This window comes from Duganella sp. GW822-FHT06D06, assembly GCF_058799615.1.
The window spans coordinates 104,749-121,137 of sequence record NZ_JBXALQ010000012.1; the positions used below are offsets into that span (position 1 = coordinate 104,749).

The following is a 16,389-nucleotide window of genomic DNA, read 5'->3' on the forward strand; positions in this document are numbered from 1 at the left end:
CGCCCTACCGCGCCGGAATTCCTTGATTACTTCTTGGCTGGAGCAGCTTTTGCAGCAGCAGCGGTGAACTGGTTCACGGCCGAGGTCATGTTCGATTCGATCGACTCAACAGCTTGCTTGGCGGTCTTGGCGAACTGCTCGTAGCCGGCGTTGGCGTTGCCGATGGCCGATTTCAGGATGGCGACAGCGTTTTCCGAACCAGCTGGGGCGTTCTTGCTGACTTCTTCCACCAGCGAGATGACTTTACGGTTGGTTTCAGCGATCTGGGTTTCAGCAGCTTTGCTGAATTCGGCGCCGGTGCTCGAAGCGATGGTCGCCAGGTGACGGCCGTAAGCGATGGTTTTTTCTGCGTTAGGCTGGGCTTGTGCCGAAGCCAGCGAGAAGAATTCTTGTGGGTCTTTGGCCGACAGCAGTTGCTTGGTGGTGATCGACGACTCTTCCAGCGATGCCTTGGCAGCGGTCAGGTTCAGATCGACAAACTTCTCCACGCCTTCAAAAGCTTTGTTGGTCAGGGCCGAGAAGATCGCAAATTGAGCTTCGAAATTGGCTTTGGTCGCATTGGAAAATTGCTCAGGGATAGAAAACATTTGAATCTCCAGGAAAGTAGTCATTGATTAAGTACTGCTTAGGTAATGCTGTTTCTTACGGCCGGTGAGAAACAGGCTATCCACGTTTCAGACCGAACAACTAATTGTGCAACGCAACAAACCCGATTTTACGGCCTTCAGAAATTAAGTCAAGCGATTTTTTGTGCGTTGCACCAAAGAACCAAATCTAGCTTAAGGAAAGTATTTCCATGGGGGAAATGCGCCTCGACAAGGCATCGCCGGTGGCGTAACGGTCGCCGTGATAGACTTGCACGCTGTCGAGTCGGCGCCGCAAACCGGCGCCGATTCCCTTTCATGCTGCAAGCAAGTTTTACCGGTTTCCCCATGCCCAACACCCCGAGCGCCGCCGCGGTCGTCAAACACGCCACTTTCCTGTCGCCGCTGCCGCTGTTTTTCGTGCTGTTGTGGAGCAGCGGCTTCATCGTCGCCAAGTTCGGCCTGCCGTACGCGCCGCCGCTGACCTTCCTGGTGATGCGCTTTGTGGGCGTGTTGCTGTTCCTGGTGCCGGCCGTGCTGCTGCTGAAGGCGCCCTGGCCGCAGGGCAAGGTCTGGCAGATCGCCCTGGCCGGGCTGCTGGTGCAGGCCGGCTACCTGATCGGCGTCTGGTGCGCCATCAAACTGGGCATGCCGGCCGGGCTGTCGGCGCTGATCGTCGGCATGCAGCCCATCCTGACCGCCTTCGCCGCGCCGCTGATCGGCGAACGAGTGCGGCCGCTACAATGGCTGGGTCTGGTCTTCGGCCTGGCCGGGGTGGGGCTGGTGGTGGCCGCCAAGATCAAGCTGGTCGGATTGTCGGTCGACGCCATCCTGCTGTGCGTGCTGGCGCTGCTGTCGATGACCGCCGGCACCCTGTATCAAAAGCGCTATTGCCCGCATTTCGACTTGCGCACCGGCACCGTGATCCAGTTTGCCGCCTCGCTGGTGCTGGTGTTGCCGCTGGCGATCGTCTTCGAAGGCTTGACGCCGGACTTTGCTGCGGTGCAGTGGACGCCGCGCTTCGTCGGCGCCTTGCTGTGGTCGGTGATGGGCTTGTCGATCGGCGCCATCTTCCTGTTGTTCGCGCTGATACGCCGCAGCGACGCCACCCAGGTCACCAGTCTGATGTACCTGACGCCGCCAACCACCGCCGTCATGGCCTGGCTGATGTTTGGCGAGGCTTTCAACGCCCTCGGCATGGCAGGGATGGCGCTGGCGGTCACCGGTGTGATATTTGTAGTCAAGAAAACCAACTAAGCGAGTGCATATGATCTCAACTCCCGACCAGCAGGCGGTGGACGCCGCCATCACCAGCCGCCGTTCGATCCGCGCCTTCCTGCCGCAGGCCGTGGCGCGCGAGGATGTCGCGCAGATTTTGCAGGTGGCGGCGCGGGCGCCGTCCGGCACCAATACCCAGCCGTGGAAAGTGTATGTGCTCGATGGCGAGCGCAAGCAGCAGTTGTCTTCGGCGATTCTGGCCGCACATAGTGATCCAGAGCAGGCAAAACAGCATAGCGAGGAATACGCCTACTATCCGCGCGAGTGGGTTTCCCCCTTCATCGAGCGCCGTCGCAAGGTTGGCTGGGATTTGTATGCCTTGCTGGGTTTGACGCGCGACAATAAGGTCGGCATGGCCGCGCAACACGGCCGCAATTATGAATTTTTTGGCGCTCCGGTAGGTCTCATCTTTACCATCGACCGCATCATGGAGCAGGGCTCGTGGCTGGACTACGGCATGTTCCTGCAAAACATCATGGTGGCGGCGCGGGCGCGGGGCCTAGATACTTGCCCGCAGGCGGCCTTTACCCAGTATCATAAAATCATAGCCAGCCAGTTGGGATTGCCGGACAACGAAACCGTGGTGTGCGGCATGGCGCTCGGTTACGCCGATCGCTCGAAAGTTGAAAATACCTTGATCACGGAGCGTATGGCGCTTGAGGAATTTGTTAAATTTGTTGGTTAGAGCTAGCTTGTTTAAAACCTACGGCGCCATATTGTGTCGACGCAACCATCGATGCTCTCAATGTTAAATTTGCTTGCGATTGCTCAGTATTTTGCTACACTGCAACAGGTCTTTCGCTTTCTCCACACCGTTCTTTTCGGGGATATGAATGTATAAACTAGCTTTAAGTGCGCTCATTTCGCTGATGTTCGCCGCCACGGCGCTCACTGGAACAGCAGCCCAGGCTGCCGATGGCGCCGGATCGAAAAAACACCATGTGAAGAAGGTCAAGGCGCGTGGACCTGTGCGGGTGGCCGCCGCCGAGCCTGGCGAACGCGTGGTCAAGCGTGTGATCAAGGTCAATGGCCGCCGCAAAGTGGTGTACCAGCGCATGATCGTGGCCGCGCCGGCGGTGCCGACCATGGGCGACCTGGCCGGCCTGAACATGACGCGCGATCCGCTGGACCTGAAATCGAACGTGGCGCTGGTGCTGGACCAGGCCAATTCCGAAGTACTGTTTGAAAAGAATTCCAACGTCGCCCTGCCGATCGCCTCGATCACCAAGATGATGACCGGCCTGGTCGTGGTCGAAGCCAAGCAGAACATGGACGAGATCCTGAGCATCAGCGACGAGGATGTCGACCGCGAAAAATTCAGCAGCTCGCGCCTGAAGGTGGGCACCCAGCTGAGCCGCGCCGACATGCTGCACATCGCTCTGATGAGCTCGGAAAACCGCGCGTCGTCGGCCCTGGGCCGTAACTATCCGGGTGGCAAGGCTGCGTTTGTCGAGGCGATGAACGCCAAGGCGCGCGAACTGGGCATGGTCGACACCCATTACGTCGATTCCAGCGGCCTGTCGAAAATGAATGTGGCCAGCGCGCGCGATCTGGCCAAGCTGGCGATGGCCGCTTATCAGCAGCCCATCCTGCGCCAGTACTCGACCGACGCCAAGGCCATGGTCGAAACCAACGGCCGTACGATGCAGTTCGGCACCACCAACCACCTGGTGGCCAATCCGGACTGGGCGATCGGCTTGCAGAAAACCGGCTTCATCAACGAAGCGGGGCGCTGCCTGATGATGCAGGCGGTCATCGAAGGCCGCTCGGTCATCATGGTGTTCCTCGATTCCAAGGGCAAGCAGTCGCGTACCGCCGATGCCGGCCGCATGCGCAAATGGCTGGAGGCGCTGAAGCCCGCCGCCCTCAGCTCGCCGCTCAGTTCACCTTCGTCTTATTCGACCGGTATGTAACCCAGCGTGGCGGAGATCTGGTTGGCGGTCGCGACCAGGTCTTCCAGCCACTCGTCCTGCAGACGGTCGGCCGGCGCCGAGATCGACAGCCCGGCAATCAGCTTGCCGCTGTCGTCGTGGATGCCGGCGGCCATGCAGCGCACCCCCAGCTCCAGCTCTTCGTTGTCGCGCGCGTAGCCGCGTGACTTCACCAGGCTCAGCTCGCGCTCCAGCTTGGCCAGATCGGTGATCGAATTCTTGTTGTGGCCGGCCAGTCCGGTGCGCGTGGCGTAGGCGCGGATGGCTTTCGGCTCGTCCACCGACAGGAACAGCTTGCCGGTCGAGGTCAGGTGCAACGGGCCGCGGCCGCCGATGGCGCGCACCACCTGCATGCCCGAGCGTTCCGAGAAGGCGCGGTCGATGTAGACGATCTCGTCGCCCTGGCGCACCGACAGGTTGATGGTCTGCTGGGTTTTTTTGTGCAGTGCGCGCATGAAGTCCAGCGCGGCCTCGCGCACCGACAGTCGGCTCTTTACAACATTGCCCAGTTCCAGCAGCCGCATGCCCAGCCGGTAGGTGCCCGGTTCGATGCGGTCGACAAAGCGCGTCAGCACCATGTCGTTGAGAATCCGGTGGGCGGTCGAAGGGTGTAGCCCGGAAACCTTGGACAATTCCTTCAGGCTGACAGGGTCGGGATATTTGGCGAGCGCATCGAGTAGCGCCACCATGCGCTCGATCACCTGGATAGTGGTCTTTTGCTCTGGAACGGTTTCGATTTTCATGATGTGGTTGGTGCGGTGCAGTATGCGATAGCTACTTTATACCATAATGTGAAAAAAATAGGAATTGATGCATAATGATAGATTCACCATTTGCGGCTTATTCATGGAACCAGTGAGCGAATTCAAGAGCAAGAGCGGCCTGAAACGTATCTTTTCGGCCTTTTTATACTCGATCGACGGCTTCAAGTCGGCCTGGAAGCATGAGCATGCTTTCCGCCAGGAAGTCAGCCTGTTTGCTGTCGGCACCATCGTCGCGCTGGCGCTGCGCATCTCGGCGTTCGAGAAACTGGTGCTGATCGGCGTGCTGATGTTGATCTTGATCGTGGAACTGATCAATTCCTCCATCGAAGCCGTGGTCGACCGCGTATCGCTGGAACGCCATCCGCTGTCCAAGAACGCCAAGGACTTCGGCAGCGCCGCCGTGTTGCTGACGTGTTTGCTGGCGGCGGGCGCCTGGGGCGTGGTGCTGTTCAACCGTTTCTATTGAGCGTATATAAAGTTTCGGTATAAGGAACTGCTAAAAGCTTAGTTTTAATTTATAAAGGACCGCCGTAAGCTGGAGACCTTCACTACCAGGGGATCCACAACATGCTGTCCAAGAAAATTATTGCTGCCGCCATACTCGCCGTCGCCGCCGTCGCTCCAGCCTTGGCGGCTGAAATCTCGCTGTTGAACGTGTCCTACGACCCGACCCGCGAGCTGTACCAGGACGTCAACGCCGCCTTTGCCAAAAGCTGGCAAGCCAAGACCGGCGACGTGCTGAAAATCAAACAATCGCACGGCGGCTCCGGCAAGCAGGGGCGCGCCGTGATCGACGGCCTGGAAGCGGACGTGGTCTCGCTGGCGCTGGCCTACGACATCGACGCCATCGCCGGGCACAAGCTGCTGGCGCCGGACTGGCAGAAGAAGCTGCCGCACAACAGCACGCCGTACACCTCGACCATCGTGTTCCTGGTGCGCAAGGGCAATCCTAAAGGCATCAAGGACTGGAACGACCTGGTCAAGCCAGGCATCGCCGTCATCACGCCGAATCCGAAAACCTCCGGCGGCGCCCGCTGGAACCACCTGGCCGCCTACGGCTACGCGCTGCGCCTGCCGGGCGGCAGCGAAGCGTCGGCCAGGGACTTCCTGGGCAAGCTGTACAAGAACGTGCCGGTGCTCGATGCCGGCGCGCGCGGCGCCACCACCACCTTCGTCGAGCGCGGCATCGGCGACGTGCTGATCGCCTGGGAAAACGAGGCGCTGCTGGCGATCAAGGAACTGGGCCCGACCAGGTTCGACATCATCGCGCCGTCGGTGTCCATCCTGGCCGAGCCGCCGCTGGCCGTGGTCGACAAAGTGGTCGACAGGCGCGGCACCCGCAAGGTGGCCGAGGCTTACCTGAACTTCCTGTACACCGATGAAGCGCAGGAAATCATCGCCAGGAACTACTACCGTCCGGCCGTGGAAAAAGAGGCGAAGAAATACGCTGCCCAATTCCCGAACGTGAAACTGTTCAAGCTGTCCGACGTGGCCGGCGACTGGACCAGGGCGCAGAAGGTGCACTTCGCCGACGGCGGCCTGTTCGACCAGATCTACCAGCCCAAGTAATCACGGCCGGAAGGTCTCGAAACATTGTATTTTTTAGTAGAAAAGGCGCAGAATAGCAGGCTGACGGCTGACTGAGAGCCGGTGTTCTTTTTCCCATCTGGAGCTGACCATGACGATACGACTGGGCGATACCGCCCCTGATTTTGAACAAGATTCTTCCATCGGCAAGCTGCACTTTCATGAGTGGGCTGGTAATTCCTGGGTGGTGCTGTTCTCGCACCCGGCCGACTTCACGCCGGTCTGCACGACCGAACTGGGCCTGACCGCCAAGCTGAAACCCGAGTTCGACAAGCGCAACGTCAAGGCGATCGCGCTGTCGGTCGACCCGGCCGAATCGCACCAGGCCTGGATCGCCGATATCCAGGAAACCCAGGGCACCGTGGTCGGCTTCCCGATCATCGCCGACGCCGACCGTAAAGTGTCGACGCTGTACGACATGATCCACCCGAACGCGTCGACCACGGCCACCGTGCGCACGCTGTTCGTGATCGATCCGAACAAAAAAGTGCGCCTGAGCCTGACCTACCCGATGAGCACCGGCCGCAACTTCGACGAAGTGTTGCGTGTTATCGACGCCCTGCAACTGACCGACGGCTACACCGTGGCCACGCCAGGCAACTGGAAAGACGGCGACGACGTCATCATTCCGCTGACCGTGCAGGATCCGGACGTGTTGAAGCAAAAGTATCCGAAGGGTTATACCGCGGCACGACCTTACTTGCGCGTCACACCCCAGCCAAATAAATAAACGCATAAGCAAATAAGGATTGCGTTGTTTGGATATTCCCCTAGAGTAGTTACTCTGCAGTCTACTCTTGGGGATTTGCATGGATTTGTCATTTGTCGCATCTGGTTTCGCGGTCGGCCTGTTGGTCGGCATGACTGGCGTGGGCGGCGGCTCGCTGATGACGCCGCTGTTGACGCTGCTGTTCGGTGTGTCCCCCTCGGTAGCGGTCGGCACCGACCTGGCCTTCGCCTCGTTGACCAAGGGCGTGGGCACTTTCACCCACCGCATGCGCGGCACGGTGCACTGGGAAATCGTGCGCCGGCTCTGCCTCGGCGCCTTGCCGGCCGCTTTGCTGGCCAGTTTCTCCCTCAAATATTTCGGCACGCTCAACAAGGAAATCGGCCAGGTCATACGCTATATGATCGCCGGCTCGGTGATGTTGACCGTGGTCGCCTTGCTATTCAAACGCAAGATGCTGGACTGGGTCATGGCCCGCCCCGAGCGCCAATTGCAGGGCAGGGCGCTGACCATCGCCACCATCATCTCCGGCGCCGTGCTGGGCACGCTGGTGACCATCTCCTCGATCGGCGCCGGCGCCATCGGCGCCACCCTGCTGGTGATGCTGTACCCGCGCCTGACCGCCGCCGAAGTGGCCGGCACCGACATCGCCTATGCCGTGCCGCTGACGGCGATCGCCGCCGTCGGCCACTGGTGGCTGGGCTCGATCGACTGGAGCCTGCTGTTGACCTTGCTGGTCGGCTCGCTGCCCGGCATCACCATCGGCGCCTACGCCGCCCGCGCGGTGCCGGAGCGCCTGCTGCGCGGCTTGCTGGCCTTCACCCTGGTCGCGGTCGCGGCGAAGCTGGTTTCTTGAAAACCATATAGCGTAAACGTCTAACCAAATGAAAAATGCTTCGTTTGTAATATGAAGCGCAGATGAGAGTATGCAGCCCTTATAGAAGAATTTGTAATAAGGGAGCAACCATGTCAGCAGTTCTCGCTGCGTCCGCCACGGCGTCCAACGCCGTCCGGGGCGCGCCTTTCCGCGTCATGCCGGGGTTCCGGCTGTCGCTGGGATTCACCGTTTTCTACCTGACGCTGATCGTCCTGATCCCGCTGTCGGCGGTGTTCCTGAAGACCTTCACGCTCAGTTGGGAAGGCTTCTGGAGCGCGGTGACGTCGGCGCGCGTCATCGCCTCGTATAAGCTGACCTTCGGCGCCTCGCTGCTGGGCGCCTTCGTCAACGTCATCTTCGGCGGCATCGTCGCCTGGGTGCTGGTGCGCTACGAATTCCCCGGCAAGCGCATCGTCGACGCCCTGGTCGACCTGCCGTTTGCGCTGCCGACCGCCGTGGCCGGCATCACCTTGACGGCCTTGTATTCGGCCAACGGCTGGTTCGGCCGCTTCCTCGAAGGCACGCTGGGTTTCAAGGTGGCGTTCACGCCGGTCGGCGTGGTCGTTGCGCTGACCTTCATCGGCTTGCCGTTCGTGGTGCGCACCGTGCAACCGGTGCTGGAAGACGCCGAGCGCGAACTGGAGGAGGCCGCCGCCAGCCTGGGCGCCAACGCCTGGCAAACCTTTAGCCGCGTGGTGTTCCCGACCGTCCTGCCGTCGCTGATGACCGGCTTCGCGCTGGCCTTCGCGCGCGCCACCGGCGAGTACGGTTCGGTGATTTTCATCGCCGGCAATATGCCGATGGTGTCGGAAATCACGCCGCTGTTCATCATCACCAAACTGGAGCAGTACGACTACGCCGGCGCCACCGCGATCGCGGTGGTGATGCTGGTGGTGTCCTTCATCATGCTGTTGACCATCAACCTGTTGCAGGCCTGGGCCCGCGGAAAGTCGGGCAAATAATGAGCGGCTTTCCTACTACGCCAGTGCGGCGCGGCGAGCTGCCGTCGGCCCCGCAAACGCTGGAGCCGCGCTGGGTGCGCCTCGCGCTGATCGCCGTCGCGCTGACCTTCCTCACGCTGTTCCTGTTCGTGCCGCTGGTGGCGGTGTTTGTCGAAGCCTTCCGCAAGGGCTGGCAAGCCTACCTGGCCGCCATCATCGAGGACGATGCGATCTCGGCCATCAAGCTGACCCTGATCACGGCGCTCATCGCCGTGCCGCTGAACCTGGTGTTCGGCGTGGCCGCATCGTGGTGCATCGCCAAGTTCGAGTTCCGCGGCAAGAGCATCCTGCTGACCCTGATCGACCTGCCGTTCTCGGTGTCGCCGGTGATCTCCGGCCTGATCTACGTGCTGCTGTTCGGCGCGCAGGGCTGGTTCGGCCCGTGGCTGCAGGAGCACGACGTCAAGATCCTGTTCGCGGTGCCGGGCATCGTGCTGGCCACCATCTTCGTCACCTTCCCGTTTGTCGCGCGCGAGCTGATCCCGCTGATGCAGGCGCAGGGCAATGAAGAGGAAGAGGCCGCCATCGTGCTGGGCGCCTCCGGCTGGGACACCTTCCGCCGCGTCACGCTGCCCAACATCAAGTGGGGCCTGCTGTACGGCGTGATCCTGTGTAACGCACGGGCGATGGGCGAGTTCGGCGCGGTGTCGGTGGTGTCCGGCCACATCCGCGGCGAGACCAACACCGTGCCCTTGCAGGTCGAGATCCTCTACAACGAATACAACTTTGCCGCCGCCTTTGCCGTGGCCTCGCTGCTGGCCCTGCTGGCGCTGGTGACCTTGGCCCTGAAATCTTTCATCTCTTGGCGCCTGAAGGTATCGATCGCCGCCGACCTGCGCACAACGGAGTAATGCCATGACTATCGAAGTTAAGAACATCAACAAGCGTTTCGGCGATTTCGTCGCCCTCAACAATGTGTCGCTGGATTTTCCGCAGGGCGAACTGACCGCGCTGCTGGGGCCGTCCGGCTGCGGCAAGACCACGCTGCTGCGCATCATCGCCGGCCTCGAACATCCGGATTCGGGCCAGGTGCTGCTGGACGCCAACGACGCCTCGCAGCGCCATGTGCGCGAGCGCCAGGTCGGCTTCGTGTTCCAGCACTACGCGCTGTTCAAGCACATGACGGTGTTCGAGAATGTCGCCTTCGGCCTGCGCGTCAAGCCGCGCGCCCAGCGGCCGTCGGAAGACCAGATCCGCCGCAAGGTCAAGGAGTTGCTGGAGCTGGTGCAGCTGGACTGGCTGGCCGAGCGCTATCCGCCGCAGCTGTCGGGCGGCCAGCGTCAGCGTATCGCGTTGGCGCGCGCGTTGGCGGTCGAGCCGCGCGTGCTGTTGCTGGACGAGCCGTTCGGCGCGCTCGACGCCAAGGTGCGCAAGGAACTGCGCCGCTGGCTGCGCCGCCTGCACGACGACCTGCATGTGACGTCGATCTTCGTCACCCACGACCAGGAAGAGGCGCTGGAAGTGGCCGACCAGGTGGTGCTGATGAACAAGGGTAACGTCGAGCAGATCGGCGCGCCGGACGAGGTCTACAACCATCCGGCCTCGCCGTTCGTGTACGGCTTCCTCGGCAATGTGAACATGTTCCACGGCCGCGTGCAGGACGGCATCCTGGCCAGCGGCGACGCCTCCTTCAGCGTGCCGGGCCAGCCGTCGGCCGACGGCAAGGGCACCGCCTATGTGCGGCCGCACGACCTGGAGATCGACCGCTACGCGCCGGGCGCGGAAGGCATCGTCGTCAAGCTGCGTCGCGCGCACGCGATCGGCCCGCTGGCCCAGCTGGACCTGGAGCGCAGCGATACCGCCGAGCTGATCGAAGCGGTGATGTCGAACGAACGTTACAGCCAACTGCAATTGAAGGAAGGCGAAACCCTGGTGGTGCGTCCCAAGCGCCTGCGTGTATTTGTCGATGGCGGAGTCTCGATATGAATTTCCAACAACTGCGGTCGATCCGCGAGGCCGCGCGACGCGGCTACAACCTGACCGAAGTGGCGAACGCGCTGTTCACCTCGCAGCCCGGCGTCAGCCGCCAGATCCGCGAGCTGGAGGACGAACTGGGCGTGGTGATTTTCGAGCGCAACGGCAAGCGCCTGACCGGCATGACCGAGCCCGGCAAGGGTATCCTGAAGATCATCGAGCGCCTGCTGATCGAAGCGGAAAACCTGCAGCAGGCCAGCCTGGAGTACACCGGCCAGCAAAGCGGCACCCTGAGCGTGGCGGCCACCCACACGCAGGCGCGCTACGCGCTGCCCAAGGTGGTGCAGAGTTTCCGCACCGCCTATCCCGACGTGCGCATCGCCCTGCAGCAGAGCGCGCCTGAGCACATCGCCGAATGGATTTTGTCCGGCAAGACCGACATCGGCATCGCCACCGAGGGCTTGTCGCAATTTCCCGACCTGGTGTCTTTCCCTTGCTACCGTTGGAGCCATTTGATCGTGGTGCCGGACGGCCACCCGCTGCTGGCGCGCTCGCCGATCCGGCTGGAAGACCTGGCCGAGTTCTCGCTGATCACCTATGACGTCGGCTTCACCGGTCGCGGCCATATCGACGCGGCGTTCGAACGCGCCGGCGTCAAGCCCGACATCGTGTTGACGGCGATGGATTCGGACGTCATCAAGCAGTATGTGGCGCTGGGACTGGGCGTGGGCATCGTCGCCTCGATGGCCTTCGACCACGGCCGCGACAAGGGCATGCGCGCGGTGGAAGCGTCGCACCTGTTCGCGCAAAACACCACGCGGCTGGCGGTGCGGCGCGGCGCCTATCTGCGCTCCTACGCCTACCACTTCATCCAGGAGTTCGCCCCCGACCTGACCCGCGCCGATATCGACGCGGCCTTGAACGGCGGGGATCTAAGCTGATGCGGCTGGCGCTCCGCAATTGGCGGACGCCAGCCTTTGCAGGGCCGCCTTACCAGCTGTAGCCGGCCTTGGCGTAGTAGTAGCGGCCGTTGAAGCCGTTCGGCGCGAAGCCGCTGTACGGATTGATGCCGTTGTTGTTGAGGTTGCCCGCCGACGTGACCTGGTCGGGATAGCGATTGGTCACGTTGTCGATGCCCGCGCTCAGGCGCCAGTTCTTGTTCAGCTTGACGCTGCCGGACAAATCCAGCACCCACTGCGGATCGTAGACCTGGTCCAGCGCCGCGTTATTCTGCGGCACGGTGAAGCTGCCGTAGCGCGTCACCACGCCGCGCGCGCCCCAGGCGCCGATGGTCCAGTCGGTCGCCAGGCTGAGCTTGTCCTTCGGCGAGCCGACGGTCAGCCGGTTGATGGTCTGGCGGTCGATCAGGGTCAGGCCGTTGGTGGTCAGGATGGCCGGGTTGGCGTTCACGTGCTCCAGCGAGTTCTTGTTGTGGTTGTAGGCTGCGGTGAAGTCGTAGCGGCCCGCGCCGCTCGTTTCCCAACGGTAGGTGCCGACCACGTCGACGCCGGTGGTGCGGGTATCGATGGCGTTGGTGAAGTAGCGGCCGGCGCCCACCAGGATGCCTTGCTTGGCCAGCGCCGCCTGCAAGGCCGGCGACAAGGTCATGTTGGCCGACAGCGCCACGCGGTCGTCGATGTCGATGCGGTAGGCGTCGATCGAGGCGTTCCAGTTGCGGGTCGGCGACCACTGCACGCCGAGGCTGTAGTTGCGGGCTTTCTCGGCTTTCAGCGGGGTCGCGCCCAGCGCCGACGCGGCGGCGCTGCCGACCGCGAAGGTGCCGGTTTCGATCGGCGTGTTGACATTGTTCACCACCGAGAAGTTGGTGGTGGTGATGGTGTAGAACTGCTGCGCCAGCGACGGCGCGCGGAAGCCCGACGAGGCGGTGCCGCGCAGCGAGAAGTCCGGCGTGAACGCGTAGCGCGCCGAGCCCTTGGCCGAGGTGGTGCTGCCGAAGTCGCTGTAGCGCTCGTGGCGCAGCGCGCCCGAGGCCGAGAACTGCCTGGTGATCTCCGCTTCCAGGTTGGCGTAGATCGATTCGTTGTGGCGGCTGTTGCTGCCGGCGTTGATCGGACGGAAGCCGGAGAAGCCCTGCGCGCCGGAGCCGATGTAGGACGCTTCGTCGCCGGCGCCGATCTCGTATTTCTCGTGCCGCGCCTCGACGCCCAGCGCCACCGTCAGCGGGCCGCTGAAGGCCGCCACCGGATATTCCTTGGCGACGTCGAAGTTGAACAACTGCTGCGTGTTCTTCAGCTTGCCGGCGTAGAAATGGGTCGGGCTGGCGGCGTTCAGCGACTGGTTGACGGTGTGGTCCAGGTCCAGCTGGAATTCATTGCTGCCGTAGTTCAGGCTGGCGTCCCAACGCCATCCGCCCGCTTCGCCGCGCAGGCCGGTGACCAGCGAGGTATCGGTCGATTCGCTGTTTTCCAGCGGCAGGAAGCCTTCCGGGTACAGCGGCGTGCGCTGCGCCGTGCCGTTCAGCGCGGTGCGCCAGGTGGCGGCGGCCGAGGTGTTGCGCTGGCCGTAGTTGGCGAAAGCGTACCAGTCGATATCGTCGTTGACGCGGTACTGGCTGTTGACGAACACTGTGCGCGGACGGGTTTCCGGGTCGCCGAAACGTTGGTTGACTTTGCCGTAGCGCGGCTCGGCCGGGTTGCGCAGGTCGGGACCGGCGCGGTTGGTCGGATCGCGGTCGGACGCTTCCAGCGCCACCCGCACCCAGCCCTGGTCGCCCAGGTTGAAGCCGGTCGAGCCGCGCACTGTGATGGCCTTGCCGTCGCGCTTCTGGTACTCGCCGAAGCCCACTTCGGCCTCGCCGCCGGACGCGCCTTTTTTCAGGATGATGTTGATCACGCCGGCAATCGCGTCCGAGCCGTACTGGGCCGCCGCGCCATCGCGCAGCACCTCGATGTGGTCGATAGCCGCCAGCGGAATCGCGTTCAGGTCCACCGGCGCCGAGCCGCGGCCCTGGGTGCCGTTGACGTTGACCACCGCCGTGGTGTGGCGGCGCTTGCCGTTGACCAGCACCAGGGTCTGGTCCGGCGACAGGCCGCGCAGTTGCGCGGGGCGCACGGCGTCGCTGGCGTCGGCGCCGGACGGGCGCGGGAAGTTCATCGACGGCAGCAGACGGCCCAGCACGGTGGCCAGTTCGCTCGAACCGCTCGCCTGCAACTCCCTGGCGCTGATGACATCGACCGGCGATTCGGAATCGATGGTGCGGCGGTTCTTGGCATAGGTGCCGGTGACGACCACGGACTGCAATTCACCGTCGGCCACGGCTTGCTGGGCGAAGGCGGGAATGACGACGGTGGCGATCAGGCTGCTGAGCAGAAGCGGGCGGACAAGCGGGCGGGCGAGATGGCGGGTGCTCATGTGACGGTCTTTCTACGTTGGTGATGAGGAAAGCTTACCAGTGCGCAAAGTTGCTGCACACGAATGGTTACGTCTAATGATATTCAAGAATTGGATAACGTGCAGGGCAGTGTTGTTTAAAAGCGCCGGGGGTCAAGTCTGACATTCGGACACGAGCTCTGTCGTAACCTCACAGTACGGCAGAGCTCGTGTCCGAATGTCAGACTTGACCCCCGGGTTTTATTGGCCTGGATTGGGGATGGCGGCGTGGATGGCGTCCACTTGCGCCAGCACTTCGGGCGGCAGTTGCAGGCCGTAGGCGTCGATGTTTTCCTTCAGCTGCGCCAGATTGGTGGCGCCGATGATGGTCGAGGCCACGAACCAGCGCGAGTAGCACCATGCCAATGCCAGCTGGGTCGGCGTGATGCCGTTGGCGCGCGCCAGCTCGGCGTATTGCGCCACGGCGGACAGCACCGTCGGACGCAGGTAGCGCGGGCTCCAGGTCACCGGGAACAGCGTCAGGCGCCCCTTGGCTTTCGGGTCGTCGTGGTACTTGGCCGTCAGCTGGCCGAAGGCCAGCGGGCTGTAGGCCAGCAGGCTGACGTTCTCGCGGTAGCAGGTCTCGTCCAGCAGGCTGGTCTCGAAATGGCGCGCGGTCAGGTTGTACAGGTTCTGGATGCTGGCGATGCGCGGCAGGCCCTGCATCTCGGCCTGCTTGACGAACTCGTTCACGCCCCAGCACGATTCATTGGACACGCCGATCGCGCCGATCTTGCCTTCCTTGATCAACTCGCCCAGCGCGGCCAGCGTTTCCTCGATCGCCACGCATTCGCGCTCGAGCTTGGGATTGAAGGCGTTGGAGCCGAACACCGGCACGTTGCGGCTGGGCCAGTGCAATTGGTATAAATCGATATGGTCGGTTTGCAGCCGCTGCAGGCTGGTCTCGACCGCCGCGCGCAGATTGGCGGCGTCGAAGTTCTGCTTGCCGCCGCGCACCCAGCCGATGTGCGGACTGGGCCCGGCGGCCTTGGTGGCCAGCACCACCTTGCCGCGCGCGCCGCTCTTCTTCAGCCAGCTGCCGATGTAGCGCTCGGTCGAGCCCTGGGTTTCCGCGCGCGGCATCACCGGATACATTTCCGCAGTGTCGATGAAGTTGACGCCGCGTTCCAGCGCGTAGTCCAGCTGGCTGTGGGCGTCGGCTTCGGTGTTCTGCTCGCCGAAGGTCATCGTGCCCAGGCAGATCTTGCTGACGTTCAGGTCGCTCGTGCCAAGTTGTGTCTGCTGCATGCCGCCTCCTTTATTTGCCGCGTACGGCGTCCGCGCAATCGCGCACCAGCGCCGGGCCCGCGTAGATCAGGCCACTATACAGCTGCACCAGCTGCGCGCCGCACTCCATCTTTACCCGGGCATCGGCGCCGCGCATGATGCCGCCGACGCCGATGATCGGCAGCGCATCGCCCAGCTCGGCCTTGAGCAGGCGGATCACCGTGTTGGAAAACTCGAACACCGGCGCGCCCGACAGGCCGCCCGCTTCGGCGCCGTGCAGCATGCCGGTGACGGCGTCGCGGTTCAGCGTGGTGTTGGTGGCGATCACGCCGTCGATCTTGTGGCGCAGCAGCGCGTCGGCGATGTTCTTGACCTGGTCGCCGTCCATGTCCGGCGCGATCTTCAGCGCCAGCGGCACGTAGCGCCGGTGCTGGTCGGCCAGGCGCAGCTGGGCTTGCTTGAGCGTGCCGAGCAGGCCGTCCAGTTCCGAGCCGCCTTGCAGCTGGCGCAGGTTCTTGGTGTTCGGCGACGAGATGTTGACCGTCACGTAGCTGGCGTATGGGTAGACTTTTTCCAGGCAGTGCAGGTAGTCGTCGGTGGCGCGTTCGATCGGGGTGTCGGCGTTCTTGCCGATGTTCAGGCCCAGCACGCCGGCCTGGTCCTGGTAAAAGCGCGACGACTGCACATTGGCGACGAAGGCGTCGACGCCGCCGTTGTTGAAGCCCATGCGGTTGATGATGGCTTGCGCCTCCGGCAGGCGGAACATGCGCGGCTTGGGGTTGCCCGGCTGTGCGCGCGGCGTCACGGTGCCCACTTCGATCGAGCCGAAGCCCAGGTCGGCCAGCGCGTCGATGTAGGCGCCGTCCTTGTCCAGGCCGGCGGCCAGGCCGACCGGGTTCTTGAAGGTAATGCCCATCACGGTGCGCGGGTCGGCCTCGGGTTGCTTGACCAGCTTGGTCAAGCCCAGGGCGGCGGCGCGCTTGAGTGCGGGAAGGGTGAAATGGTGGGCGGCTTCGGCGTCCATCGAAAACAGCATCGGACGGGCCAGCGAGTACAGGAATTTTTCGGACATGGGGGAGCTCTTGTTGTAGTTCCCCATATTTTATCCG

The 16,389-nt window shown here is 62.9% G+C and carries 16 protein-coding genes; 11 read left to right on the plus strand and 5 right to left on the minus strand.

Features of this window, described 5'->3' with window-relative positions:
- Positions 1-26: 26 nt before the first annotated feature.
- Positions 27-587, minus strand: coding sequence for a phasin family protein (locus AC1RMD_RS21165; RefSeq protein ID WP_020701528.1), 561 nt, complete (start codon positions 585-587; stop codon positions 27-29).
- A gap of 345 nt (positions 588-932) precedes the next feature.
- On the opposite strand from AC1RMD_RS21165, the gene AC1RMD_RS21170 reads away from it, so the two are divergent.
- From AC1RMD_RS21170 to pbpG, 3 genes are all read left to right on the plus strand, one after another.
- Positions 933-1,841, plus strand: a complete 909-nt coding sequence (locus tag AC1RMD_RS21170) for a DMT family transporter (protein WP_492929085.1) — start codon at positions 933-935, stop codon at positions 1,839-1,841.
- 10 nt (positions 1,842-1,851) lie between these two features.
- Positions 1,852-2,547, plus strand: a complete 696-nt coding sequence (locus tag AC1RMD_RS21175; protein ID WP_492929087.1) for a nitroreductase — start codon at positions 1,852-1,854, stop codon at positions 2,545-2,547.
- A gap of 148 nt (positions 2,548-2,695) precedes the next feature.
- Positions 2,696-3,775 carry a D-alanyl-D-alanine endopeptidase gene (gene pbpG / locus AC1RMD_RS21180; protein ID WP_492929088.1) on the plus strand — a complete coding sequence of 360 codons (1,080 nt, stop codon included), beginning with the start codon at positions 2,696-2,698 and terminating at the stop codon, positions 3,773-3,775.
- On the opposite strand, the gene AC1RMD_RS21185 is transcribed toward pbpG, so the two are convergent.
- Complete coding sequence (locus AC1RMD_RS21185; RefSeq protein WP_492929090.1) at positions 3,757-4,536, minus strand: IclR family transcriptional regulator; 780 nt, start codon at positions 4,534-4,536, stop codon at positions 3,757-3,759. The two genes, pbpG and AC1RMD_RS21185, sit on opposite strands and share 19 nt — an antisense overlap.
- Before the next feature lie 103 nt (positions 4,537-4,639).
- Between AC1RMD_RS21185 and AC1RMD_RS21190 the strand changes: the two genes are divergently transcribed.
- From AC1RMD_RS21190 to AC1RMD_RS21225, 8 genes are all read left to right on the plus strand, one after another.
- Complete coding sequence (locus tag AC1RMD_RS21190) at positions 4,640-5,023, plus strand: diacylglycerol kinase (RefSeq protein WP_492929092.1); 384 nt, start codon at positions 4,640-4,642, stop codon at positions 5,021-5,023.
- A 101-nt stretch (positions 5,024-5,124) separates the two neighbouring features.
- Positions 5,125-6,126 carry a sulfate ABC transporter substrate-binding protein gene (locus AC1RMD_RS21195; RefSeq protein WP_492929094.1) on the plus strand — a complete coding sequence of 334 codons (1,002 nt, stop codon included), beginning with the start codon at positions 5,125-5,127 and terminating at the stop codon, positions 6,124-6,126.
- 109 nt (positions 6,127-6,235) lie between these two features.
- Positions 6,236-6,874, plus strand: coding sequence for a peroxiredoxin (locus AC1RMD_RS21200; protein ID WP_332853109.1), 639 nt, complete (start codon positions 6,236-6,238; stop codon positions 6,872-6,874).
- A gap of 79 nt (positions 6,875-6,953) precedes the next feature.
- Positions 6,954-7,727 carry a sulfite exporter TauE/SafE family protein gene (locus AC1RMD_RS21205; RefSeq protein ID WP_492929097.1) on the plus strand — a complete coding sequence of 258 codons (774 nt, stop codon included), beginning with the start codon at positions 6,954-6,956 and terminating at the stop codon, positions 7,725-7,727.
- Between the two features lie 176 nt (positions 7,728-7,903).
- Positions 7,904-8,710 (plus strand): sulfate ABC transporter permease subunit CysT, encoded by an 807-nt coding sequence (gene cysT / locus AC1RMD_RS21210; protein WP_492929253.1) that lies wholly within the window; start codon positions 7,904-7,906, stop codon positions 8,708-8,710.
- Positions 8,710-9,600, plus strand: a complete 891-nt coding sequence (gene cysW, locus AC1RMD_RS21215; RefSeq protein ID WP_492929099.1) for a sulfate ABC transporter permease subunit CysW — start codon at positions 8,710-8,712, stop codon at positions 9,598-9,600. Before cysT ends, cysW begins: the two co-directional genes overlap by 1 nt.
- A gap of 4 nt (positions 9,601-9,604) precedes the next feature.
- Positions 9,605-10,675 (plus strand): sulfate/molybdate ABC transporter ATP-binding protein, encoded by a 1,071-nt coding sequence (locus AC1RMD_RS21220; protein ID WP_492929101.1) that lies wholly within the window; start codon positions 9,605-9,607, stop codon positions 10,673-10,675.
- Entirely contained in the window at positions 10,672-11,604 is a 933-nt protein-coding gene (locus tag AC1RMD_RS21225) for a CysB family HTH-type transcriptional regulator (RefSeq protein ID WP_492929103.1), read from the plus strand. Before AC1RMD_RS21220 ends, AC1RMD_RS21225 begins: the two co-directional genes overlap by 4 nt.
- Positions 11,605-11,653: 49 nt before the next feature.
- Here the strand turns inward: AC1RMD_RS21225 and AC1RMD_RS21230 are convergent, their stop codons facing one another.
- The 3 genes from AC1RMD_RS21230 to AC1RMD_RS21240 form a co-directional block, all read right to left on the minus strand.
- The gene (locus AC1RMD_RS21230; RefSeq protein WP_492929105.1) at positions 11,654-14,035 is read right to left on the minus strand and encodes a TonB-dependent receptor plug domain-containing protein; all 2,382 of its coding nucleotides are present in this window, start codon (positions 14,033-14,035) and stop codon (positions 11,654-11,656) included.
- A 219-nt stretch (positions 14,036-14,254) separates the two neighbouring features.
- Positions 14,255-15,301 carry an aldo/keto reductase gene (locus AC1RMD_RS21235; protein WP_492929106.1) on the minus strand — a complete coding sequence of 349 codons (1,047 nt, stop codon included), beginning with the start codon at positions 15,299-15,301 and terminating at the stop codon, positions 14,255-14,257.
- Between the two features lie 10 nt (positions 15,302-15,311).
- Positions 15,312-16,352: a quinone-dependent dihydroorotate dehydrogenase gene (locus AC1RMD_RS21240; protein WP_492929108.1), complete on the minus strand. Its 1,041-nt coding sequence runs from the start codon at positions 16,350-16,352 to the stop codon at positions 15,312-15,314.
- Between the last annotated feature and the right edge of the window lie 37 nt (positions 16,353-16,389).